Here is a 22,938-nt window from a genome sequence, read left to right as displayed (position 1 = left end):
GCCTTAAGCCCTTTGCGGCTGCTCGAGCAGCTCCATGTTCAGGCACAGCGACTGGAGCTCCTTGACCATAACGTTGAACGACTCGGGCAGTCCGGGCTCCAGCGTGTTCTCGCCCTTGACGATCGCTTCGTACATCCGGGTTCGTCCCGCCACGTCGTCGGACTTAACCGTGAGCATCTCCTGCAAGGTGTAGGCGGCGCCGTAAGCTTCCAGCGCCCACACTTCCATTTCACCGAGCCGCTGCCCGCCGAACTGAGCCTTGCCGCCCAGCGGCTGCTGCGTAACCAGGCTGTAGGGACCGGTCGAACGCGCGTGAATCTTGTCTTCGACCAGGTGATGCAGCTTCATCATGTACATGACGCCGACCGTGACCGGCTGCTCGAAGGGCAAGCCGGTGCGTCCGTCGTGCAGGGTAGCCTGGCCGGTCTCGGGCAAATCGGCGCGTTTGAGCAACTGGAATATTTCCTCTTCGCGCGCGCCGTCGAACACGGGCGACGCCACGTGCACGCCCGCCAGCGCCTTGGCCGCGAGCTTGAAGATATCGGGCTCGGCCAGCTCGTCGATAAACTCGTGGCTTTCTTTTTCGGGGTAGATTTCCTTAAGCCGCCGCTTGAGCTGCGCGGCGCTGACGCCGTTGCGCAAGTCTTCGGCGATTTTGTGGCCGAGTTCGCGCGCCGCCCATCCCAGATGCGTCTCGAGAATCTGGCCGACGTTCATGCGCGACGGCACGCCGAGCGGATTGAGCACGATATCGACCGGGGTCCCATCGGCCATGCACGGCATGTCTTCCTCGGGCAGGATGCGCGAGAGCACGCCCTTGTTGCCGTGGCGCCCGGCCATCTTGTCGCCGACCTGGAGGCGGCGCTTGATGGCGACGAAGACCTTGATCATCTTGATGACGCCCGGCGCGAGCTCGTCGCCAGCCTTCAAGCGCTCGACCTTGGCGCCGTAATGATTCTGCACCGCCTCGACGTTCGCGTTCATCGCCGCGATCGCCTGCGCCGCTTCCTCCTGCGCCGATTCGTTCTCGACGCGGACCTGGCCCCATAGCGTCGGCGGCAATTCCTCGAGTTCCTCGGCGCTGAGCGGGTCGCCCTTCTTGAGCAGCTCCTTGCGCTCATCGGACATCACGCGTCCGGCGAGCTTCTTGCCGGCCAGCGACTTCTTGAGCTTGCGCAGAGTTTCCTGGCGGATGATTCGGACTTCCTCGGCTTCATCCTGCTTGAGACGTTCGGCCTCGAGCACTTCGATTTCCTGGGTGCGTTCGTCCTTCAACACTCCGCGGCGCGAGAACACGCGGCCGTCGATAACGGTGCCTTCGACGCCCGGCGGCACGCGCAGGCTGGTGTCGCGGACCTCGCCGGCCTTCTCGCCGAAGATGGCGCGCAGCAGTTTCTCTTCGGGAGAAAGCTGGGTCTCGCCCTTGGGCGTGATCTTGCCGACCAGGATGTCCTGCGGGCGGACTTCGGCGCCGATGCGGATGATGCCGCTTTGGTCGAGGTCCTTGAGCGCCTCTTCGCCGACGTTGGGAATGTCGCGGGTGATTTCCTCGGGTCCGAGCTTGGTGTCGCGCGCGATGCATTCGAATTCCTCGATATGCACCGAGGTGAACAGGTCTTCCTTGACCACCCGCTCGGAAATCAGGATCGAATCTTCGAAGTTGTAGCCGCCCCACGGCATGAACGCGACCAGCACGTTGCGGCCCAGCGCCAGCTCGCCCATGTCGGTGGACGGTCCGTCGGCCAGCACGTCGCCGGACTTGACCCGCTCGCCCTTGACCACGATCGGGCGCTGATTGATGCAGGTGTTCTGATTCGAGCGCTGATACTTGATCAGGTTGTAGATATCGACGCCGGCGTCGCGCAGATCCTTGCTCTGCTTGTCGGCGCGCACCACTATTCGCTCGGCATCGACGCTTTCGACGACCCCGTCGCGCTTGCCGACCACGGTAACGCCCGAGTCGCGGCCGACCGTGCCCTCCAGGCCCGTGCCGACCAGGGGCGCGTCGGGCTTGAGCAGCGGAACGGCCTGGCGCTGCATGTTCGATCCCATCAGGGCGCGATTGGCGTCGTCGTTTTCAAGAAACGGGATCAAGGACGCGGCCACCGAGACCAGCTGGTTGGGCGACACGTCCATGTACTGGACGTCCTCGGCGCGGACCACGGTGGACTCGCCGCCGATGCGCGCCGAGACAAGGTCGGCGGTGAAGCGGCCGTGCGAGTCGAGCTGCGCGTTGGCCTGCGCGATGACCTTGTCTTCCTCGTCGAGCGCGGACAGATAGACGATTCGATCGGTGACGCGATTGTTTTCGACTTCGCGGTACGGGGTCTCGATGAAGCCGTATTCGTTGACCCGCGCGTAGGTCGAGAGCGCCGCGATAAGTCCGATATTGGGGCCCTCGGGCGTTTCAATCGGGCAGACGCGGCCGTAATGGGTCGGGTGAACGTCGCGGACTTCGAAGCCGGCGCGCTCGCGGGTCAGACCGCCGGGTCCAAGCGCGGACAGGCGGCGCTTGTGCGCGATTTCGCTCAGCGGATTGGTCTGATCCATGAACTGCGACAATTGCGAGGAGCCGAAGAACTCCTTGATCACGGCGGAAGCCGGCTTGTAGTTGACCAGCTCCTGCGGCATCAGGGTCTCGATGTCCTGCAGGCTCATCCGCTCTTTGATCGCGCGCTCCATCCGGACCAGCCCGATGCGGAACTGGTTCTCGACCAGCTCTCCGACCGCGCGCACGCGGCGGTTGCCCAGATGGTCGATATCGTCAACCTGGCCGTTGCCGTTCTTGAGCTCCATCAGGTAGCGGACGACTTCGAGGATGTCCTCGCGGCGCAGCGTGCCCTGCTCGAGCGGCACGTCAATCTTGAGCTTGTGATTGAGCTTGAGGCGCCCGACCTTGGACAGGTCGTAACGCTCGGCGTTGAAGAACAGGTTGTTGAAGAAGGTGGTCGCCGTTTCCTGGGTCGGCGGGTCGCCGGGACGCAGGCGGCGGTAGATCTCGATTACGGCTTCTTCGGGAGTGCCGAGCTTGTCCTGGGCGAGCGTCAGGCGCAGCGGGCCGCCGCCGGGCGCGTCCTCGGTGAACAGCACTTCGAGCTTTTTTACCCCGTGAGCCTTGAGCTTCTCGAGGGTTTCCTCGGTCAGATCCTCGTTGGTGCCAATCAGCACCTCGCCGGTGGTGGAATCGACGATATCGTGCGCGGAGACGCGGCCGACAATCTCGTCGAGCGCGATCGGAACCTCGCTGATCTTCGCCTGCTCCATCGCGCGCACGATGGCTTTGTTGAACTTGCGGCCCTCGCGCGCGATAACCTCGCCCGACTTGGGATCCTTGACGTCGCGGCTGACCCGCGAGCCGAGCAGATGGTCGGCGACGAACTGCTTGGTGTACTGCCTGGGGTCGAGGACGATTACGTCCTTGCGGTAGTAGTAGTTGAGGAGATCCTCGGTGGTCATGCCGAGCGCGCGCAGCAGCACGGTGGCGGGAAACTTGCGGCGCCGATCGATGCGCACGTAGAGCACGTCGCGCGGGTCGAATTCGAAGTCGATCCAGCTGCCGCGATACGGAATGATTCGCGCCGAGTACAAAAGCTTGCCGGTGGAATGGGTGCGGCCCTTGTCGTGCTCGAAAAATACTCCGGGCGAGCGATGCAACTGCGACACGATGACGCGCTCGGTGCCGTTGACCATGAAGGTGCCGTTGCCGGTCATCAGCGGAATCTCGCCGAAGTAAACTTCCTGCTCCTTGACGTTCTTGATCGAGCGCCGCCCGTTCTCGACGTCCCAGATGACGAGCTGAATCTTGACCTTCAGCGGCGCCGCGTAGGTCATGCCGCGCTGATGGCATTCCTCGACGTCGTACTTGGGCGTGCCCAGCTCGTAGGAGACGAACTCGAGCGACGCGGTCTCGTTGAAATCCTTGATTGGAAAGACCGACTTGAAGACCGCCTGCAGACCTACGTCCGCGCGGTCCTCGGTCGAAACGCCAACCTGCAGGAAATCGTCATACGAGCGCTTCTGAATCTCGATCAGATTCGGAATCTCGATGATCTTCTTGATCTTGCCGAAGGAGCGGCGAATGCGAAGATTGCTCGTTACATGAACCTGGGCCATCAGCTACCTCACCGTGCGTGCGCCACATACTTCGGCGCGCCGTGAAGCAATAGAGGACGCGGGCGCGGGAGTCTCCCCCGTGCCCACGGCTTCATCGATAAAGACCGTTTGAAATCCGCGCGCGCCTGAAAGTCCCGCGCCTCGCGAATTTCCCGACCCTTTGTTGTGCGTCAAAAGGACTAAATCCTTCCTACTTCAGCTCCACGCTGCCGCCGGCGGCTTCGAGCTTCTTCTTGATCTCTTCGGCCTCGGCTTTGTTGACGCCTTCTTTGACCGCCTTCGGCGCTCCATCGACCAGGTCCTTGGCCTCCTTGAGGCCGAGTCCGGTCAATTCGCGCACGACCTTGATCACCTGGATCTTCTTGTCGCCCGAGCCCGTCAGCACGACGTTGAACTCTTCTTTCTCGGGCGCCGCCGCGGCCGCACCGCCGGCCGCCGGAGCGGCAGCCACCGCGACCGGAGCCGCCGCCGATACGCCGAGCTCGGTCTCGAGTTCCTTAACCAGCGCCGCTGCATCGATCAGGCTGAGGTTCTTCAGATAATCCTTCACCTGATCGCGGCTGAGTTGTGCTTCTGCCATGTTACCTTCTCTCCTTGTTCACGCTTCCGGGGAGATGTGGGAGCGCTTTTTCAGCGAAACCTCTTCCGGGCGTTGTGCATGAATTAAAATCAGTAATCCTTGATCAGCCCTCAGACGCGGGCGCCGCGGCTTCAGGCGCAGGCTCCGATGAAGCTGCGGCCGGCGCCGCCGCGGCGGCGCCGTTCTTTTTTCCAATCGCGTCGATCACGCGCGCCAGGTACGAGCCCGGCTCGTTGAGCAAGCGGACCAACTGAGTCGCCGGCGCATTCAGCAGGCCGAGCAACTGGCCGAAAACCACCGCGCGCGGCGGCAAGCTTGCCAGCGCCTGCACTTGCGCGGGCGTGAGCGCCTTGCCGTCGAGCACCGCACCGCGGAGCTTGAGCTTCTCGCCCAGCGGCCCGAACGAGGCGAAGGTCTTGGCCAGTACCACCGGATCCTCGTAACTGAGGATGAGCCCGATCTGTCCGCCGAGGTTGCTGTCGAGCGCCTCGTAGGCGGTGCCCTTGATCGCGCGGCGGACAAGGGTGTTCTTGGCCACGCGCATCTCGCCGCGCACGGCGCGCAGGCGCTTGCGCATCTCGGTCGATTCCGCCGCCGTCATCCCGCGGTATTCGGACACGAGCGCGATACTGGCGCGGACGAAACTCTGGTTAAGATCTTCGACCAGCGCGGTTTTCTCTGATTTCTTCATCTAATTATACCGATCCAGCTCCAACCAACGAAACCTTACGCGGCCGCCGCGAGCGCCTTGGCCGCCGCCTGCGCCGTATCGACCCGCACTCCCGGGCCCATCGTCGAGGAAATCGCTACGCTGCGAACGTAATTTCCCTTGGCGCTGGCCGGCTTGGAGCGAACGATCGCGCCGAGGATCGCGCGCACGTTGTCGAGCAGCTTCGACGCGCCGAAACTCAGCTTGCCCACCCGCGCATGCACGACGCCGGCCTTGTCCACGCGGTAGTCCACCTTGCCGGCCTTGATCTCGGCGACCGCCTTGGCGACATCGAAGGTGACGGTGCCGACCTTGGGATTGGGCATCAGGCCGCGGGGCCCGAGAATCTTGCCGATCCGTCCGACCTGGCCCATCATGTCGGGGGTGGCGATGACGCGGTCGAAGTCGAGCCAGTTCTCTTCCTGGATCTTCTTTATGATCTCGTCGCCGCCGACGAAGTCGGCACCCGCCTCGCGCGCCTCGCGCTCCTTCTCGCCCTTGGCGACCACCAGCACGCGCGCCACCGCGCCGGTTCCATGCGGCAGCACGATAGTGCCGCGCACGTTCTGGTCGGCCTGGCGCGGATCGACGCCGAGCCGCACCGCTATCTCGACGGTCTCGTCGAACTTGGCGACCTTGTTATCGACGACCAGCTTGACCGCTTCTTCGAGCGTGTAGCGTTTTTCGCGATCGATCTTCTTGGCCGCTTCTTTGTATTTCTTGCCTGCCATCTTCTTTAGCCTTAATCCGTGACGTCGATGCCCATGCTGCGCGCGGTGCCCGAAACGGTATTGACGGCGGCAGCCAGGTCGGCCGCGGTCAGGTCCTTGAGCTTGGTCTTGGCGATTTCCTCGACCTGCGCGCGCGTGACCTTGCCGACCTTGTTCTTGTTGGGCATCGGCGAGCCCTTTTCGATTCCCGCGGCGCGCAGCAGCAGAATCGACGCGGGCGGGCTCTTGGTGATGAAGGTGAACGAGCGGTCGGCATAAACGGTGACTATCACCGGGATGACCAGACCCTGCATGTTCTGGGTCTGGGCGTTGAAGGCCTTGCAGAACTCCATGATATTGACGCCGCGCTGTCCGAGCGCGGGTCCCACCGGCGGCGAGGGATTGGCCGCGCCGGCCGGAATCTGCAGCTTGATCGATCCGACTACTTTCTTAGCCACTTTAAAATCGTTCCTGGTTGCTCAGTCGCGAACGCCGGATACGCGCGCGAGCCGCGCGCATCCGGCGAATCGGGTGTTGTTTCGCTGTTTCAGGCCTTCTCTACCTGCACAAAGTCCAGTTCGACCGGAGTCGCGCGGCCGAAGATCGAGATCAGAACGCGCACTTTGCCCTTTTCCGGCTTGACTTCCTCGACGGTGCCGTTGAAGTCCTGGAAAGGGCCGTCAACCACTTTGATCGCCTCGCCCACCTCGAACAGCACCTTGGGCTTGGGCCGCAGCGCCCCTTCTTCCATCTGCTGCTCGATCTCTGCGACTTCGGACGTCGGAACTTCGGGCGGATTGGTGGAATGCCCGACGAAGCCGGTAATTTTCGGCGTGTTCTTGATGACGTGCCAGGTCTCGTCGTCGAGCACCATCTGCACGAAGATGTAGCCGGGGAAAAACTTGCGGCTGGAGACCTTGCGCGCGCCGCCCTTGCCGAGTTCCTGCACCCGCTCAATGGGCACCAGCACCTTGCCGATTTTGTCTTCCTTGTGGAGCGAGCGCACCCGCTCCTCGAGCGCGGCCTTGGCCTTGTGCTCGTAGCCCGAGTAGGTATGGACGACATACCACTTCATCGCGGGCTTGGCGGTCTCGGTAATCGGTTCAGTCATCGCAATGGGCGGTCTTCACCAGAATGAGCAGTCTTCATCACAGTCAGCAGTTGCGCGTCCGGTCGTTGGTCCCTAGCGGAGCAGCATCTGCACGCCGCGAACCGCGAAAAAGTCGATCACTCCGAGCCACAAAGCCATCACAAACGTCAAACCCACGACCACAATCGTGGCCTGCATGGTTTCCTTGGGCGAGGGGTAATGGACCTTGGCAAGCTCCGTCCATGCTTCCGTGACGAAACTTACGCCCTGATTGAAGTAACTTTTCAGACTATCCATATTTCGTGCCTAAATCAAGGACCGCGTGATTAGTTCGGTTAAACCGCTGTCATTTTTGGCGGGCCAGCCAGGAGTCGAACCTGGAACCCTCGGATTTGGAGTCCGATGCTCTGCCAATTGGAGCTACTGACCCGCGCAACCGTTTTGCGCCGGCGCGCGCCGGGCGCGTTTTTCACTGTGCCAGGCGCGCTGCGCGATCGACCACTGCTCAAGAAACTTTGCCTTCCTTGTGCAGCGTGTGCGCGCGGCACTTCGGACAGAATTTCTTGATTGAAAATTTGTCGGTCTGCGTCTTCTTGTTCTTGGTCGTGGTGTAGTTGCGCGATTTGCAACCGTCGCACGAAAGCGAAATCAGATCTCTCATTGTTTTCGTTGTCCGCCTCGAAAAACTTTTCCGCCGCTCAGCCGGCGCAAATCTGGAAAGCCCACGACGGGATTCGAACCCGTGACCTCTTCCTTACCAAGGAAGTGCTCTACCGACTGAGCTACATGGGCGTTCGTGCTCTGCTCAACCGGAACAATCGTTGCCTCAAAAGAACAAAAATCCGTTCGTCAAAAAAACTGCCGTCGCTCCGGCCCATCGTCAGATGGTTTTGTTTGGAGCGGGAAACGGGACTCGAACCCGCGACCCCGAGCTTGGAAGGCTCGCGCTCTACCAACTGAGCTATTCCCGCCCTCTCCGTCGAACTCATCATTATACTGGTGGAGAGGGGAGGATTCGAACCTCCGTAGGCATAAGCCGGCAGATTTACAGTCTGCTCCCTTTGGCCACTCGGGAACCTCTCCTCCCAAGGCTATCGTGCCGACCAAGCCGATGGCGAGAATCGAACTCGCAACCACCTGATTACAAATCAGGTGCTCTACCGTTGAGCTACATCGGCAAACGACGTTAAGGGAGCAAAGTTATTCGCCGCCGCCGCAACTGTCAAGCGAAACGGCGTTTGAGGGTCTGCTCCTTGCCTCCCGGCGACCGGGCGCCGCGGGTCAGGTTCGACAATTGCGGCGCAAAAACTGAACCGCGCGGTTCCCCAGGTGACAGCGCAATACTTGCGATCGCGGGTGTCGACGGGGACAGTGTTCGGCATGACGAAACTCAAGCCTCCTGCCAGCAGCGCCCTGATCGATCTCGAATGGGCCAGGGTTTACGCCGACCGCATCAAGGGCGAACTGAAGCTGCTCGGCAAGACGCTGTCCGAACTCAACGTGCATGGGATGCATCCGCATCTCGCCAGGGGAGCCGTACTGCTGAAAGCGCAGATGAAGGACGCCAGCCGGCAGGTTGGCGGGATGAGAAAGATCGCGAGCCAGTGCGAATCCAACTGGATGAACACTATCAAGCGAGCGCTGGCCAGGAAGTATCCGGGTTTGGCCGAGCGCAAACCGACCCGCGCCAGGCCGGCGTCAAAAAGAACCGCCAAAAGCAAAGCGCAAAGTCTTTAGCTGCTAACCTGCCTGACTCGCGGCGCAACGGCGGCGGGCGATTTCGAACAGCGCCACCGCGGCGGCGACCGACACGTTGAGCGAGCCGACTTTCCCGCGCATCGGGATGCCCACGACAAAATCCGCACCCTTCTTCACGATGTCGCGAATGCCGCGCCCCTCGGAACCGACGATGATCGCGAGCTTGCGCGAGGTGTCGAGCGCGTAGATCGACGTATCGCCGCCGGGCGCGAGCGCCGCGGTCCAATAGCCTGCCTCTTTCAACTGCTCGATGGTGCGGGCGACGTTGCCGCATCGCGCGATCTTCAGATGTATCCACGCACCGGCCGACGACTTGATCGCCGCGGGCGTGATGCCCGCCGTTCGGTCCTTGGCGATGACGATCGCGCCGGCGCCGGCGCCTTCCGCCGAGCGCATCAGCGCGCCCAGGTTGCGCGGATCGGTGACGCCGTCCACCAGCACGATCGGATCGGGCTGGTCGATGAGAATCTGCTCGAGCGGCGTGTACTCGTACTCGCGCATCAGGGCCGCAATCCCCTGATGGCGGGCGGCCGGTCCCGCCAATCGCTCCAATCCGGCGTCATCGAGGAATTCGACGCGGCCTGCGCCGGTTCTGACGAGGTCGATCTCAGCCGCGAAGCGCCGCTCGTCGCCGGATTTCACGTAGAGCACTCGAATCGAGCCGGGCGCGGCGGCGACCAGCTCGCGGATTGGCTCGACCCCATAGACTATTTCGCGATCGTTGCCGCCGGCGCGCCGAGGCTCGCGCTCGCCCGCGTCCGCACGCCGATAATCGCGCGCAGGGGCCGGCGCCGCGGCAGGCTTGGGACTGGACGGGGGCGAATGACGGCGCGGCGGAGCCGGCGCGTTGCGGTTGAAGCGTGGAGTGCGGCCCTTGTCGCGAAAGTCTCTCATCCAGAGCGATACTATCAGAGCGCCGCGCAAGTAGCTGTCCCGGTGCGCAAGAAGAAGATCGAATCGCAAGTTTCAATCGCGCGCGGGGATGTCTAAACTTGGGCGCAACCCCTCGCCGACGGCAGGGATCGAACCATGAGACTAGCCATCCCAGGATTTGCGATTATCGACCGCTACGTCGCGCGCGAGGTGCTGGGGCCGTTCGCGGTCGACGTCGGCCTGCTGACCTTCGCGTTGGTCACGGGCAAGTTGCTCAAGCTGATGGACATGGTCGTCAATCACGGCGTCAGCCTGGGCGAGGTGATGGGGATCATCGGGTACATCATGCCGGCCTTTTTGGAGCTCACGTTTCCGATGGCGGTGCTGCTCGGAGTGTTGATGGGATTTGGGCGGATGTCGAGCGACCAGGAGATGACCGCGGCGCGCGCCTGCGGCATCAGCTTGTATCGGCTGGCGGTGCCGGTGATGCTGGTGGCGCTGGGCGTGTACGCGCTTTCGAGCTACTTCGCATTCTCGCTGAGGCCGTGGGCGAATTCCAATCTGCGCAACAAGCTCTACGAACTCAGCCAGACCCGGACCAGCGCCGGGCTGAAGGAAAAAGTCTTCAACAGCAATTTTCCCGGCCTGGTCGTTTATGTCGACGAGATGTCCGATACCGATTCCAGTTTGAAGGGCGTCATGATCTCGGACGCGCGCGATCCGCACAACCAGAACACGATAATCGCCAAGCACGGAATGATAGTGCCCGACCCGCGTGACAAGTCGATCACGCTGCGGCTGTTCCACGGTTCGATCTTCGGCGCCGAGCCCGCCAACAACGCCACTCACATGACCAGCTTCAAGACCTACGACCTCAGCGTCCGTCCCGAGTCGTCGCTGGACGTGAGCGATGAGGATCCGGGCGAAATGAAGTACGCGGCGCTGCGCGCCGACATCAAGGCGGCGCGCGCCAAAGGGAAACCTGACTACGCCGCCGAGACCGAGATGGCGAGCAAGTATACCGTCCCATTCGCCACGATGCTGTTCGCGCTGCTTGGGATCTCGCTCGGGCTCAAACCGGCGCGCGGCGGCCATTCGGAGCGTTTCGGCGTCAGCGTCGCGCTGTTCTTTCTCTATTACTCGCTGATGCGCGTGGGCGAGACGCTGGCGCAGCGCGGCAAGCTCGACGCGTGGGTCGCGATGAGCATCCCGGACATCGTATTCATGGCGCTGGCGTTCTGGTTCTTCTATCGCGCCGCGTCCGACAAGGGGGACCAGGGCCGCGGCCCCGGCGACATCATCTGGGATCTGGTCGAGCGCTACGAACGCAGCAGGCGGGCCGCATGACACTTCGACCGCGCCTTTCGCCGGTGATGGACCGCTTCATCGCGGGCCAATTCTTCGGCCCGTTCATGGTTTGCCTGGCGGCATTCACGGCGGCCTATCTGCTCGGCGATATGTTCGATCGATTCGACGATTTGATCCGTTACGGCGGGCTGGGGTTATTGGGCCTGGAGTACTTCGCGCTCAAGCTGCCGCTGATCATCTCGCAGGTTCTGCCGGTGGCGAGTCTGGCCGGCGTGCTGCTTGGCTTTGCGCTGCTCAATCGATCGGGAGAGGTGCTGGCCTGCCAGCAACTCGGCATCAGCCGGCTCGAGATGGCGGTGCCGGTGCTGATAGTCGCGGTGTTGATTTCGGGTTTTGATTTTTTCATCAGCGAAACCGTGGTTCCCGCCGCGACCCGCCAGGCGAAGTATATCTACGCGGTGGAACTCAAGAAGCACCAGCTCAAGGGGGTTTTCGCCAACCGGCGCATCTGGGTGCGCGTGCGCGACGGATTCATTTCAGTTGACCGCTTCGACAAGGAAAACTCGCAGCTCGTCGGTATTACCCATTATCAACTCGATAACGTTTTCGGACTCAAGGACCTCCAGCATGCGACGAGCGCGAAATGGAACGGTCACGGCTGGGTTGAGAGCGGGTTGAACTCGTTCCAGATCGGCGAGGGCGGCGCCGTGACCAAGTTTGGCGCCGCACGCTTCGAGCTTGGACTGACTCCCGCCGATTTCGGGCTGCTGCGCTTCGACCCGGAGGAGTTCAGCTTGTGGGAACTCAATCGCTACATCGCCGATCTGCGCAGCAAGGGACTCGACCCGGGCGGATACGTAGTCGATCGCGATCTGAAGTACGCGATGCCGCTGACGTGCCTGATAATGGCCGCGCTCGGGATGGCGCTCAGCCTCGATCCGCTGCCGCGCAACCTGAGTCTGGGGCGCAGCTTCGGCTTGGCAATCGTGATCGGCTTCGCCTACTGGACCTCGCTCGGAATCACTTCGGCGCTCGGTCGTTCGGCGCTGCTGCCCGCGGTAGTCGCCGCGTGGATTCCGAATTTCATGTTCGCGATGATCGCGGTCTCGATATTCCTGTTCGGCGAAGAACGCTGACCGCCGCGATGCGCGAGGGCGTGCTGCGTCAGCCGCCGATCTGGTACATCGAACGGTCCTGCGTCGAGCGCCCTTCGAGCAGGTGATGCCCGGTAGGCTTCAACTCGACCGCGCGCTTGAGGATTCGCGCCACGCCGGCAATCACGTCGCCTGAATTCGAGCGCAACGCGCTGCGCACGTCGAGTTCGTCGTCATTGAGCAGGCACAGGTGGAATTTGCCGTCCGCCGTCAGCCGCATCCGGTTGCAGGTCCCGCAGTAAGGCTCGCTGACCGGACTGATGAAGCCGACCACGCCGCGCGCGCCCGCAAGCCGGAAGTTGCGCGATTCGTCGGCCGGGTTTTCAGACGGGATTTCAGTGAGCGCGCCGAGCGCCGCCTCGATTCTGCGCCGCGTCTCGATGTTGGACACGTAGCGCTTCATCGACAACCTCGCGCATTCGCCGCCGCCCAGCGGCATCAGCTCGATGAATCGCACGTGCCAGTCGCGCTCAAGCGTCAGGCGCGCCAGCTCGACCACGTCGGATTCGTTGTAGCCGGCGGTCACGACCGAGTTGAGCTTGATAGGCCGTAGTCCCGCCGCTTCGGCCGCGACGATCCCGCGCCAGATTTTCTCGAAGCTGCCCCATCGCATTTGCCGCTCGACGGTCGCCGGGTCCAGGCTGTCGAGATGCACGTTGATTCGATTCAGCCCCGCGCGTTTCAGCGCCGGCCCAAGCTCCGTGAGCAGAAGAGCGTTGGTGGTCAGCGCCACGCCGCCCACTCCGGGCACGCGCGCCAGCCGCTCGACAATCTCGACGAGATCGAGCCGCAGGGTAGGCTCGCCGCCGGTCAGCCGGAATTTTCGAAAGCCCACACCGACCGCGGCGCGCGCGACGGTTTCGAACTCCGCCGGGGTCAGCAACTCGTCTTTGGGAAGAAAGCGCAATCCCTCCAGCGGCATGCAGTAAACGCATCGCAGGTTGCATCTGTCGATTACCGATAACCGCAGGTAATCTATCTCACGATTGAACGAGTCGCGGGGCACGAACCCATAGCTATCGGAGCAGCCCGCGTGAAACAACTAAACACCTAGCCGGGCGCTCAATCTTGCCAATTTGTACGCAGCGCCTATTATCATTGGCGTTGGGGTGAATGGTGGCGTGAACATGGTTTATCGATTGCGCGCCAACTGGCGAACGAGTCTGGCTTTGATGCTCGCCATCGCGATCGCCGGATTGGGAGTCCTGGCGCTCGCGTCTTCGAGCTTCGCGGCCGGCGCGAATCGCGCCGCATCCGACGCGGTCGTTGCCGAGGCGGAAAAGTTGGTCAGGCAGGCTGGTCAGGCCAATCCCGTCGATACCAAGGAAATCCACGCGGCGATGGACAAGCTGCATGAGGCGCTGCGCATCGATCCTCGCAACGACTCAGCGTACGTGGACCTGGGCTTCTGCTATGGCGTGCTGCGCGACGGCGATACCGCGATCCAGATGTACCACACGGCGACCGAGCTGAATCCGTCGGGCAGCAACTTCATCGAGCTGGCCGACGTGTACCTGCGCGTCGGCGACGCCGAAGATGCGCTGCTCGCGGCCAACGCCGGAATAGTCAAGGACCCCTCCAACGCGCGGCTTTACAACGCCCAAGGCATGGCGCTGAACGATTTGCAGCGCTTCGGCGAAGCCGAAGAAGCCTGGGAGAAGGCGCTCAAGCTCGATCCCAAGCTGAGAGTCGCGCAGGTAAATATCGACGCACTCAACGGCGGCTCAGGCGGCCGCGGCAGTATCGCCAAGCATCGGCAACCACCGCCGCCAAGCACGACGCCCTAGCCGCCGGTGATCGGACGCTCGGGCTCCGCCACGCAATATGCGCATCGGCAGAGATTTCTGAGCTGGGGCATCGTGTAGATAGTCTCGTGGCCGTCAACCCATCCGATAAACACCGCCGCTTCGCCCAGCCGCGAAAGCTGCCGCATGCGGACGCTCGCGGGCGGCATCTCGCCGTTCAGATTGCCCTTGCACGCGTCGCACGGACATCCGCGGCGCAAATTATCCAGCGGAAAAATGCTGTCGTGACCGTCAACCCATTGCACGCCGACGGCGTAGCGCCCCACTTCGTGAAGCCCTTTGATCTTCGGAGTCTTTGACTTGATAAACGCCATCGGTGCAGTCTCTGCGCAAGTATATCTCCCGCGACCCCGGCTGTGGAGACGTTATTTTTGCCCCCAGCTTTTGTAAATTATGATGAACTAAGCCGCACGCTCGAGCGCATGGCCGCCAGCGCCAGCCGCGAGCTGCTCGCCAAGCAGCCTCATTGGGGTGACGCGATTCTGTGCGACGGCCTCGTGTACGCCGCGCGCGCGCTTAAGACCGACGCCCCGATCGAGGCGGCCCAGCGATGGTTCGCGCCAAAGCTGGCGGCGGGTCCGCGCACCAACGGATGGTTCTGGTTCTGGGCGGCCGAGGCGCTCCCGGCGCTCGACCTGCACCTGAAGACCGGCGATCCGCGCTACCTGGATTACGCGCGCGCGATCGTCGGCTTCATGGAAAATTCAGCCGCGCGGACTCCCGACGGCGCTTTCGTCCCGCATCCACCGGCGCTCGAAGTGTGGATCGACGTCTGCTACTTCACCGCGCCCGCGATCGCATTGCTCGGCCGGCTCTCGGGCGACGCCGCGATGATCGAGCGCGCGGCGGATCAGATGATCGTTCATCGCGATCATCTGGCCGACTCCGGCAGCGGACTTTTCTGGCACGTCGCCTACGTTGACCGCAACTCGCATTCGCCGTGTCTGTGGGCCCGCGGCAACAGCTGGTTTTCGATCGCGGCGCCGCAAGTGACGGCCGAAATCGAGGCGGCCGGCCTGCTTCAACCGCTTGGCGCAAAGGTTGAGAAGGTACGCGAGGCGCTGGCGCTTCAACTCAACAAAGTCGCATCGTTGCAGGACCAGTCCGGCTTGTGGCACACCGTGATCGATCGCGACGATTCGTATCTCGAGGCGTCGGCGGCGGCCGGATTTGCGCTCGCGCTCGGCCGCGCGATTCGGACCCGGCTGCGCGGTCTCGACGAGGCTCACGCGCGCGACGCGTACTCGCGCGCGCTTGGCGCGATTTGCGCGAACGTCGACTCGCACGGCGCGTTCACGGGCGTATCGCAGCAAACGCCGCCGGGGGACTTTGCCTTTTACAATTCGATCGAAATCGCGACTGCGCCGTTCGCGACCGGCGTGTGCCTGATGGCGCTCAGCGAGGCGGTCGAGACCTGGCAAACAAAAGAATCGTAGCCCCGCCAGGCGGCGACGGCGACGGCCGAGGCGATGCGCGCGACGCATCCTTGCCGGGGGAGGCCGTTTGGGTTTACAAAGCGAGTCGAAATCGGAGAGTTGGACGGAAATCCCGGCTTAAACCGGGGTGTTGGGAGAAACGAGCGTGGGCAGCATCAGCGCGGTGGACAAAAAGACCGGTCGCAAGTTCTATCTTGACGATCCAGACGATCTTCAGCCCGGCGACAAGGTGGTATTCCTCTTGAGCCTGCACGGGGGCGGTTCGGTCGGCGCATGGCAGCGCGCCTACTTCCCGGCTTCGCAATACAAAGAGAAGTATCGGCTGGTTATCGCCACGCCATCTGCGGCCACCAAGGAGCCGTTTCGGCACTGGGCCGCAGAAGCCGATGACGCCCATCTGCGCAATATTGTGGACTATGTGTTCGATAGGCATGGCAAGGACAACATCGCCTCGTTCTGGATCATTGGCCATTCCCAAGGCGGCATGACGGCCAACCGCCTGCTCGGTGACGACTTCTTCAAGCACCGAGTTGACGGCTGGCTCAGCCTCTCTGGCGGGCGGATCGGGCCGATCGAGCTCCCGGCGTCCTTCTTCGTCGCCATAGGTGGGCTGCCTCCGATGCCGGCCCAGGCGGGCGACACGCCCCGCCCAGGCCGCGCCACGGCGCCTGACTGCGACATCTCCTTCATCTTCGCGACGGGCGAGCATGAGATGGTCGCGCTGCCATCGACTTCGCCATGGGCCGACAAATACGGGGCCGGCCCACGGGTAAGGCTGGCCGATGTGGTCGATGACGAGCCCGGACAAATCTATGACACCATCCGCGAAGGGAAGTCGACGCCGGCCTGGGGTCTGTCGCCTCGGCCGGGCACGGCTCAGGTATATCTCTACCCCAAAGCCCGAGACGGACGGCTGATCGCCGACGTCGTGCGCCTGGATAAGGGCCACACCGAGGGACTGGAGCCGAGGATCACCGAAGAGCTTATCAAGATGATGGTTGCGGCGCCCGGCGGGAAAGCCCGGCGGAGGATTTAGGCGGGGGACCTTGTCAGTAGCGATCGCTGTCTAGTAGAAGCGGGGTTCGCCGGGCGGGCGGGTTTTCCATCGCCGGTGAATCCAGTTCCAATGATCGGGATGCTCGCGGATCATCTGCTCGATCGTGTCGGTGTAGCGCTGGGTGTACTCGCGCACGGCAGCCTGGCGGTTGCGAGTCTTCTCAGCATAGATGGCGGGCAGAATTTTGATCTTGTGATGAATCGTGTCGCCCTGGCGCACCATGAACGCCGGCAGCACCGGCGCGCCGGTGGCGATCGACAGCCGCGCCATGCCCTCGCTGGTGCAGGCGGGCATCCCGAAGAAATCGACGAATACGCCCTTGCGCACGTCGAGGTCGAGCGCGATTGCGATCATCCAGTTCTGCCGCAGCATCCGCATCATCTCGCGCCCGCCCGCCTTGCGCTCGATGAGTCTGTTTCCATGGCGGATTCGCTCGGCGCATACGGCGGCGTCGACCAGCGGATTGCGCAACGGCCGACGAACGATGGCGAGATGGTAGCCGTAGATGGAGTGGGCGATGGGCAGTAGCTCGAAATTTCCGTAATGTCCGGTCAGCACCAATATGCCGCGGCCGTTGGAGCGCCGTTCGGCCTCGTCCCAATTTTCCTTGCCCTCGTAGGTAACGACGTGCTCGATGTTGGCGCGGCTGAGTTCGGGCAAGTGGGTCCATTCGGCGAGCACGCGGCCCCAACTGCGATACATCTTGCGCAGGATTGCCAGGCGCGCCGCCGGGGTAATCTCGGGGAAAGCGATCGCGAGGTTTTTGAGCGCGATCGGCCGGTTGGGGCGATCGAAATTCATCGCCCATCCTCCCAGCCGCGCGCCCGCGCGCACCGCCCGTTCTAACGGCATCGCACGCAGCGCCGCGGTGACGGCGGTTATGCCCGTGTATTCGATTCGGGCCTGAACGGGACCGATTTGCCTGGCCATGTTTAATTGCAGCTTTTGAGAATGCGAAACCGCTTACGGGTTTCGTTTTTCACTGCTCCCCGTCTGTTAAGACAAAGATGCGAGCTTCGCCCTGATAGAACAGCTAGACGGAGAGTTAGGGGGCGATGCCGGGGGTTACACCTGCAGCGCCGCCGGCCTTGGTCGAGTCGGGCGCGCTCGACGAGGCCGCCAAGCCGCCGCCGCCAGCCGCTGGTCCTGCCGAGACTTTGCCGGCGCCGGGATCCAGCGGCGCAGCAGGCCCCCTGGTAACAAATCGTGCGGAGGACGCCGAGTACAGCGGGGCGCCCGTGATGGTCGCCGAAGTCGCAGTCGAGTAGCCGGTCGTCGTCTTGTTCATCGAGGTCGGACCGATCTCAGGGCTATTGAAAGGAGTCTGGCTTTCGTTGCCGGAGGGCCCGGACCCGAATGCGGCGCCCGGATTTTCGGGACCCGGAGCAGACGCAGGAGCACCGCCGTACGCGTTCAGGTCGGCCGCGGGAGAAACAGGAATCGAGAAGCTCGGCTTGTAGATCTGTTGAATCTGCGAGGCCGGCATATCGTGAACTTCCTTGCGGCCGAGCGAGTTGGCGAACTGCTGGCGCTCGTCCAGGGCGAGATCGCGCAGTTGGCTCTTGTTGCGAACTATATGCGGAGTCAGGAACACGATCAGGTTGTCCTTCTGCTTGTCGGTGCTCTTGTTGCTGAACAGGTTTCCGAGTACCGGGATGTCGGAGATGAACGGAACGCCCTGATTACTGAACGTATCCTGGCTGGCGAGCAGCCCGCCGATCACCGCGGTGCGATGGTTCTGGATCAGCACGCTGGTCGAGGCGGACCGGATGGTCGTGGTCGGACCAAGCGTGTTGTTCGCGGTGCCGTTGACGACGTTGGAAACTTCCTCATAGAGATCGAGTTTGACGTAGTCGCCCTCGGACACCTGCGGCACGATATCGAGCGTGATGCCGACGTTCTGGCGCTCGACCGAGTTGAAGATTTGCCCGGGCAATCCGGCGTTCGCCGCCGACGAGCCGACGAAGGGCAGGTTCTGGCCGATGACGATCATCGCTTCTTCATTGTCGGCGGTGAGCAGCGTCGGCGCCGAGAGCACGTCGGCGTGAGTGTCGCTTTCCAGCGCCGTGATCAGCGCGATATCGCACGGGACGCTAATGCTGCCGCTGGTGGTGGTCGTCGTCCCAGTGCCGCCGGTAGCCGCCGCCAGAGCCGCGGAAGAAACCGTACACATGCTTTTCGACGCGAGGCCCAGCCCCAGCCCGGTCAAACTGAGCGGGTCGCTGAGCGTGTTCTCAAGCTGTCCGAAATTAAGCGAGCCGACCGCCATTGTGTTGCTGCTGAGACTCGTGGCGGCGTTGAAATTCACCCCCAACTGGCGCTGGCGCTCGGCGGAGACCTCGACGATGACCGCCTGGACGAAAATCTGCACGCGCGGGGTGTCGAGGTCGTCGATAATCTGCTTGAGCGTCTGCCAATCCTGCGGCGACGCGCTGATAACCATCGCGTTGGTCGCGGGATCGGCGGTGATATTTACCGGATATGAGAAATCGATGCTCTTGCCGGCAGAGCTGGCCGACGCCGGACCGGTGCTGCCGCCCGACGAGCCGCGGCTGATCATCCCGCCGCCCCCGCCACTACCCCCGCCGAAGCCGCCGGAGCCGTTGGTGCCGCCCATTGCGCCGCCCCCGCTCATCGAACCACCGAAGCTCGCGCTACTGCCCATCCCGCCCATTGCGCCGCCCCCGCCCATTCCGCCAAAGCCCGAGCTGCCGCCCATTCCGCCGCTGGCAGCGCTGTTAAAGCTCGAGCGGCCGAGCGAACCCTTGCCGGTGGTGGGCGACATGGTGGTCGGGCCGCCACCGCCGTTGAGCAGTGCGTTGAGCACGTCGACCATCTCAAGCGCCTGCGCGTTCTTGAGCCGATAGACATGGATTCGCGAGGTGGCCATCGGCGGATTAACGTCGAGCTTGGCGACTATTTCCTGGATCTCACGCATCCGCAGCGGCGGCGCCATAACGATCAGGCAATTGGTGCGCTCGTCGGGGATAACCTTGTAACCGGTCCCGCCCCCGCCGGTGGCCGACGGCGCCACGCCGATCTGGGGCCGTATCCCCCCTGGGGGACTTGCGCCGGCGCCTTGCATCTTGGCCGTCATGAGCGCATCGATCTCGGGCGCAAGCTCAGTGGCAAACGCAAGCTTGAGCGGAATGACGACGATGGTCGCCTGTTCGCCGCGCACGTCGAGGCTGCCGATTATCTGCAGCAGCCGCTCGACGTTGTAGGCGTCGTCGGTGATGATGATGGTGTTGTCGTTGGGAAACGCGGCGATCAGACCGTCATGCGACACCATCGGCTGGATCACGCCGATCACGGAAGCCGCGTCGATATTCTTAAGCCGCACCATCCGGGTCACATACTCGTCGCCCTTGGCCTCGGCGGGGACTTGCGATTCGGTAAGCGCGGCGGAGGAGCGCACGTTGCGCGCGGGCACAATCTTGATGACCTTGCCGGCCTGAACGGTGGTGAAGCCTTTTACCTGGAGGACGGATTGAAAGATCGAGTAGGCCTGTTCGGGAGTGACCTTGCTCGGCGAGATGATCGTGACCTTGCCGCGCACGGATTCGTCGATGATGAAGTTGCGGCCGGTGATCTCGCTGATGAACTTGGCAAGAACGGGAATCTCCACGTTCTGGAAGTTCATCGTAATTGTATTATGCTCAGGCAGCTCCGCGGGATCGGCGCCGAACGCGGGGGAACGAAGGTTGCCAACGCAAATCAGCATTGCGGCGGCAAACGCCCCAGCCAAAAGACGGTTCATCCGAGCATCCTCCGCATTTCGGGTCAAAACGTCGTGAGCATATTTCACCGCCGCTGCGCAGCGCAACCCGAATTTGTCGCAATGGTTGCGGGGCTCGCCGACTATGACGATCACCAGCCCGATTTGATTCAATCGAAGATTAAAAAGCACGACCCTCCGGTGCCGGCGCCGCCAGTGACCAGCCGCGTTCTCCCGCTTAACCTTCTAACCGGGCGAAGCCCGCATCTTTATCCTTACGCGGGTGCGGGCGCTGGCCCCTGCCCAAGCAAGCGCGAAACCCGCGGTTGGTTTCGCTACAATTTCGGATGGTGACGGGTTGCGCTACGAATTCCTGATTGGCCTGCGATATTTGCGCGCGCGGCGGCGCGAACGATTCGTGTCGCTGATCGCCATCATCTCGCTGATCGGGATAACCTTTGGGACGTTCGCGTTGTCGCTGGCGCTGTCGGTGATGAGCGGATTCGAGAAAAATCTGCGCAGCCTGTTGCTCACGTTTACCCCGCAGATAACCATCGAGCGCAGCGACGGCGGCGTGTGGAATCCGGCCGGGCTCGCGCAGCGAATCGCCGCGCTGCCGGGGGTGGCGGCGGCGGCGCCATTCGTCACGTCGCAGGTGATGGCGGTCTCGAGCACGGACTCGGGCGGCGCGGGGCTGGTGTCGGGCGGAATTATCCGCGGGGTCCAGCCGCACGACAATCCGGTGCTCAAGGAACTCAAGGACACGCTGGAGAATGGGACGCTCGCGGACCTCGAGACGACGCATCCGGTGACGATTGTGGACAAGGGCGTCAAGCGCCAGGTCGAGCTGCCCGGTGCGATCATCGGCAAGTCGCTGGCGTTCGAGCTGGGGGTGAGGCCGGGCGACCCGGTGATCCTGATTTCGCCGGCGAGCTTGGGAACCGGAATCGGCCCTCCGCGGCTCAAGCGATTCGTGGTGACCGGGTTCTTTCACTCGGGCATGTACGAGTTCGATTCCACGCTGATCTTCGTCGCGTTGAAGGACGGACGCGCGTTGCTGGCCGACGATCCGCAGCTCGAAAGCGGACTCGAGTTGCGGCTGGTCAATATGTTCGACGCGCCGGCGATGCGCGCCCGGATCGCGGCGATAGCGGGGTCTGACTTCGAAGTCTCGGACTGGACGACGGCCAACGCGCCGCTGTTCTCCGCGCTCAAGCTGGAGAAGTTCACCTATTTCATGGTGCTGCTGCTGATCGTGCTGGTGGCGGCCTTCAACATTATTGCGACGCAGGTAATGGTGGTGATGGAGCGGCGTAAAGAGATTGCGATCCTGCGCACGATGGGTGCGCGGGCGGCGTCGGTGGCGTCAATCTTTCTGTGCCAGGGCGCGGCGCTGGGCGTGCTCGGCACGGTTTTGGGCGATGGCGCGGGATTCGTGACGGCGTACCTGATAGGCAGGTATCATTTGATTCATCTGCCGGCCGACATGTTTATGGTGAACGCGGTGCCGGTGGAGCTCAATCCATGGAACTTCATCGCGGTTGCGGCGGCGACGATCGTGCTGTGCCTGCTTGCGTCGATCTACCCGGCCTTGCAGGCGGCGAAGCTCTCGCCGGTCGAGGTGATTCGCTATGAGTGAGGGGCGCGGCGCTGCGGCAACGAAAGCAAAACCAAACCAGGCCAACGGGCGTCTGATCGAGGTGCGCGGCCTCGACAAGACATTCTATGACGCTGATCGCGAGATTCGCGTGCTGCGCGGTCTCGATCTAACGGTCCAGGCGGGCGAGGAGATCGCGATCGTGGGGCAATCGGGAACCGGCAAGTCCACCCTGCTCCACATCATGGGCAGCCTGGAAGAGCCGACCGCGGGCAAGATTTATTTCGAGGGCGAGGATTTGTTCGCGCTCGATCAGAAATCGCTGGCCGAGTTCCGCAACCTGAAGCTCGGCTTCGTTTTCCAGTTCCATTACCTGCTGGCCGACTTCACCGCGCTGGAAAACGTGATGATGCCGGCGTTGATCAGCCGCATCAGCGACGCCGAAGCCAGCCGGCGTGCGGCCGCGATGCTCGAGATCGTCGGGCTGGGCGACAAGCTGCGGCGCCGGCCGGCGGAACTGTCCGGCGGCGAACAGCAGCGCGTCGCGGTGGCGCGCGCGGTGGTGCTGCGGCCCAAGCTGCTGCTCGCCGACGAGCCCACCGGCAATCTCGATCCGCATACGGCCGCAGAAGTGCACGAGCTGTTTCACAAGCTCAATCGCGAGCTTGGGATCACCCTGGTGATCGCTACCCATAACGAGCAGTTGACGCGCAGCGTCGGGCGCGCGCTGCGGCTGCATGAAGGAAAGCTGGTGGACGAGCGCCGCCAGGCGCCATCCCCGGCGCCCGGGTAGCGAGAATCGGCGCCGCTGCGCGATGCGCGCGACGTTTGCCCCCAGTGAGGTCGAAGGGCCCGGTTGGACGGGGTAACGGGGGCACAGACGGCGGATCGCGCGGGCGTTGTTCTTTTTTGTGTCCTCTTTTGTGCCATCCCGACCGAAGCGGAGGGACCCCGGATCCTTGCCGCGCGCCGGTGGCGTCTCCCGGTCAGCAAGCGGCCGCGCCTCCGGCGCGGGTGAGCGGCCTGATTT

21 protein-coding genes and 5 tRNA genes are annotated in these 22,938 nt (G+C 63.0%); 8 read left to right on the top strand and 18 right to left on the bottom strand.

The window, feature by feature from the left end:
• Nucleotides 1-3: 3 nt before the first annotated feature.
• The 13 genes from rpoB to VIO10_RS06375 all read right to left on the bottom strand — a co-directional run bounded on the left by rpoB (nt 4) and on the right by VIO10_RS06375 (nt 8,380).
• On the bottom strand, nt 4-4,113 hold the full coding sequence (gene rpoB / locus VIO10_RS06435) for a DNA-directed RNA polymerase subunit beta (protein ID WP_331961094.1): 4,110 nt from the start codon (nt 4,111-4,113) through the stop codon (nt 4-6).
• A gap of 190 nt (nt 4,114-4,303) precedes the next feature.
• Nucleotides 4,304-4,693 carry a 50S ribosomal protein L7/L12 gene (gene rplL, locus VIO10_RS06430; protein ID WP_331961091.1) on the bottom strand — a complete coding sequence of 130 codons (390 nt, stop codon included), beginning with the start codon at nt 4,691-4,693 and terminating at the stop codon, nt 4,304-4,306.
• Nucleotides 4,694-4,796: 103 nt separating this feature from the next.
• The gene (rplJ, locus tag VIO10_RS06425) at nt 4,797-5,384 is read right to left on the bottom strand and encodes a 50S ribosomal protein L10 (protein ID WP_331961088.1); all 588 of its coding nucleotides are present in this window, start codon (nt 5,382-5,384) and stop codon (nt 4,797-4,799) included.
• 35 nt (nt 5,385-5,419) lie between these two features.
• Entirely contained in the window at nt 5,420-6,133 is a 714-nt protein-coding gene (gene rplA, locus VIO10_RS06420; protein ID WP_331961085.1) for a 50S ribosomal protein L1, read from the bottom strand.
• An 11-nt stretch (nt 6,134-6,144) separates the two neighbouring features.
• A complete protein-coding gene (gene rplK / locus VIO10_RS06415) occupies nt 6,145-6,570 on the bottom strand; it encodes a 50S ribosomal protein L11 (RefSeq protein WP_331961082.1) in 426 nt (141 codons plus the stop codon).
• 89 nt (nt 6,571-6,659) lie between these two features.
• Complete coding sequence (nusG, locus tag VIO10_RS06410; RefSeq protein WP_331961079.1) at nt 6,660-7,223, bottom strand: transcription termination/antitermination protein NusG; 564 nt, start codon at nt 7,221-7,223, stop codon at nt 6,660-6,662.
• Between the two features lie 72 nt (nt 7,224-7,295).
• A complete protein-coding gene (gene secE / locus VIO10_RS06405) occupies nt 7,296-7,499 on the bottom strand; it encodes a preprotein translocase subunit SecE (protein ID WP_331961076.1) in 204 nt (67 codons plus the stop codon).
• A 56-nt stretch (nt 7,500-7,555) separates the two neighbouring features.
• Nucleotides 7,556-7,632, bottom strand: a tRNA-Trp gene (locus VIO10_RS06400).
• Between the two features lie 75 nt (nt 7,633-7,707).
• Nucleotides 7,708-7,863: a 50S ribosomal protein L33 gene (rpmG, locus tag VIO10_RS06395; RefSeq protein ID WP_331961073.1), complete on the bottom strand. Its 156-nt coding sequence runs from the start codon at nt 7,861-7,863 to the stop codon at nt 7,708-7,710.
• A gap of 58 nt (nt 7,864-7,921) precedes the next feature.
• Nucleotides 7,922-7,994, bottom strand: a tRNA-Thr gene (locus VIO10_RS06390).
• A 103-nt stretch (nt 7,995-8,097) separates the two neighbouring features.
• Nucleotides 8,098-8,173, bottom strand: a tRNA-Gly gene (locus VIO10_RS06385).
• A gap of 26 nt (nt 8,174-8,199) precedes the next feature.
• A tRNA-Tyr gene (locus tag VIO10_RS06380) sits at nt 8,200-8,285 on the bottom strand.
• Between the two features lie 23 nt (nt 8,286-8,308).
• Nucleotides 8,309-8,380 (bottom strand) — tRNA-Thr (locus VIO10_RS06375).
• A gap of 178 nt (nt 8,381-8,558) precedes the next feature.
• Here VIO10_RS06375 and VIO10_RS06370 point away from each other — a divergent pair.
• Entirely contained in the window at nt 8,559-8,939 is a 381-nt protein-coding gene (locus VIO10_RS06370; RefSeq protein WP_331961070.1) for a hypothetical protein, read from the top strand.
• A 3-nt stretch (nt 8,940-8,942) separates the two neighbouring features.
• Here the strand turns inward: VIO10_RS06370 and rlmB are convergent, their stop codons facing one another.
• Nucleotides 8,943-9,854: a 23S rRNA (guanosine(2251)-2'-O)-methyltransferase RlmB gene (gene rlmB / locus VIO10_RS06365; protein ID WP_331961067.1), complete on the bottom strand. Its 912-nt coding sequence runs from the start codon at nt 9,852-9,854 to the stop codon at nt 8,943-8,945.
• 135 nt (nt 9,855-9,989) lie between these two features.
• Between rlmB and lptF the strand changes: the two genes are divergently transcribed.
• Together lptF and lptG are read left to right on the top strand one after the other, a co-directional pair.
• Complete coding sequence (lptF, locus tag VIO10_RS06360; RefSeq protein ID WP_331961064.1) at nt 9,990-11,180, top strand: LPS export ABC transporter permease LptF; 1,191 nt, start codon at nt 9,990-9,992, stop codon at nt 11,178-11,180.
• Nucleotides 11,177-12,277, top strand: a complete 1,101-nt coding sequence (gene lptG / locus VIO10_RS06355) for an LPS export ABC transporter permease LptG (RefSeq protein WP_331961061.1) — start codon at nt 11,177-11,179, stop codon at nt 12,275-12,277. The genes lptF and lptG overlap by 4 nt, the downstream gene beginning before the upstream one ends.
• Nucleotides 12,278-12,305: 28 nt before the next feature.
• Here lptG and moaA read toward each other — a convergent pair whose 3' ends face one another.
• On the bottom strand, nt 12,306-13,337 hold the full coding sequence (moaA, locus tag VIO10_RS06350) for a GTP 3',8-cyclase MoaA (protein ID WP_331961058.1): 1,032 nt from the start codon (nt 13,335-13,337) through the stop codon (nt 12,306-12,308).
• An 85-nt stretch (nt 13,338-13,422) separates the two neighbouring features.
• Here moaA and VIO10_RS06345 point away from each other — a divergent pair, with 85 nt between their 5' ends.
• Nucleotides 13,423-14,082: a tetratricopeptide repeat protein gene (locus VIO10_RS06345; protein WP_331961289.1), complete on the top strand. Its 660-nt coding sequence runs from the start codon at nt 13,423-13,425 to the stop codon at nt 14,080-14,082.
• On the opposite strand, the gene VIO10_RS06340 is transcribed toward VIO10_RS06345, so the two are convergent.
• Entirely contained in the window at nt 14,079-14,414 is a 336-nt protein-coding gene (locus VIO10_RS06340) for a gamma-butyrobetaine hydroxylase-like domain-containing protein (RefSeq protein WP_331961055.1), read from the bottom strand. The genes VIO10_RS06345 and VIO10_RS06340 overlap by 4 nt on opposite strands.
• Nucleotides 14,415-14,471: 57 nt before the next feature.
• Here VIO10_RS06340 and VIO10_RS06335 point away from each other — a divergent pair, with 57 nt between their 5' ends.
• Nucleotides 14,472-15,536: a glycoside hydrolase family 88 protein gene (locus VIO10_RS06335; protein WP_331961052.1), complete on the top strand. Its 1,065-nt coding sequence runs from the start codon at nt 14,472-14,474 to the stop codon at nt 15,534-15,536.
• A gap of 145 nt (nt 15,537-15,681) precedes the next feature.
• Entirely contained in the window at nt 15,682-16,572 is an 891-nt protein-coding gene (locus VIO10_RS06330; RefSeq protein WP_331961049.1) for a hypothetical protein, read from the top strand.
• Nucleotides 16,573-16,602: 30 nt separating this feature from the next.
• Here the strand turns inward: VIO10_RS06330 and VIO10_RS06325 are convergent, their stop codons facing one another.
• Nucleotides 16,603-17,523, bottom strand: coding sequence for a lysophospholipid acyltransferase family protein (locus VIO10_RS06325; protein WP_331961046.1), 921 nt, complete (start codon nt 17,521-17,523; stop codon nt 16,603-16,605).
• 115 nt (nt 17,524-17,638) lie between these two features.
• Nucleotides 17,639-20,353: a type II secretion system secretin GspD gene (gene gspD / locus VIO10_RS06320; protein ID WP_331961043.1), complete on the bottom strand. Its 2,715-nt coding sequence runs from the start codon at nt 20,351-20,353 to the stop codon at nt 17,639-17,641.
• Nucleotides 20,354-20,669: 316 nt separating this feature from the next.
• On the opposite strand from gspD, the gene VIO10_RS06315 reads away from it, so the two are divergent.
• Together VIO10_RS06315 and VIO10_RS06310 are read left to right on the top strand one after the other, a co-directional pair.
• Nucleotides 20,670-21,950 carry an ABC transporter permease gene (locus VIO10_RS06315; protein ID WP_331961040.1) on the top strand — a complete coding sequence of 427 codons (1,281 nt, stop codon included), beginning with the start codon at nt 20,670-20,672 and terminating at the stop codon, nt 21,948-21,950.
• The gene (locus tag VIO10_RS06310) at nt 21,943-22,701 is read left to right on the top strand and encodes an ABC transporter ATP-binding protein (RefSeq protein WP_331961037.1); all 759 of its coding nucleotides are present in this window, start codon (nt 21,943-21,945) and stop codon (nt 22,699-22,701) included. Before VIO10_RS06315 ends, VIO10_RS06310 begins: the two co-directional genes overlap by 8 nt.
• Nucleotides 22,702-22,938: the final 237 nt, after the last annotated feature.

The organism is Candidatus Binatus sp. (assembly GCF_036567905.1).
Lineage (GTDB): Bacteria > Desulfobacterota > Binatia > Binatales > Binataceae > Binatus.
Note: the sequence above shows the minus strand (reverse complement) of the source record. Positions and strands in the feature narration are given on the sequence as shown.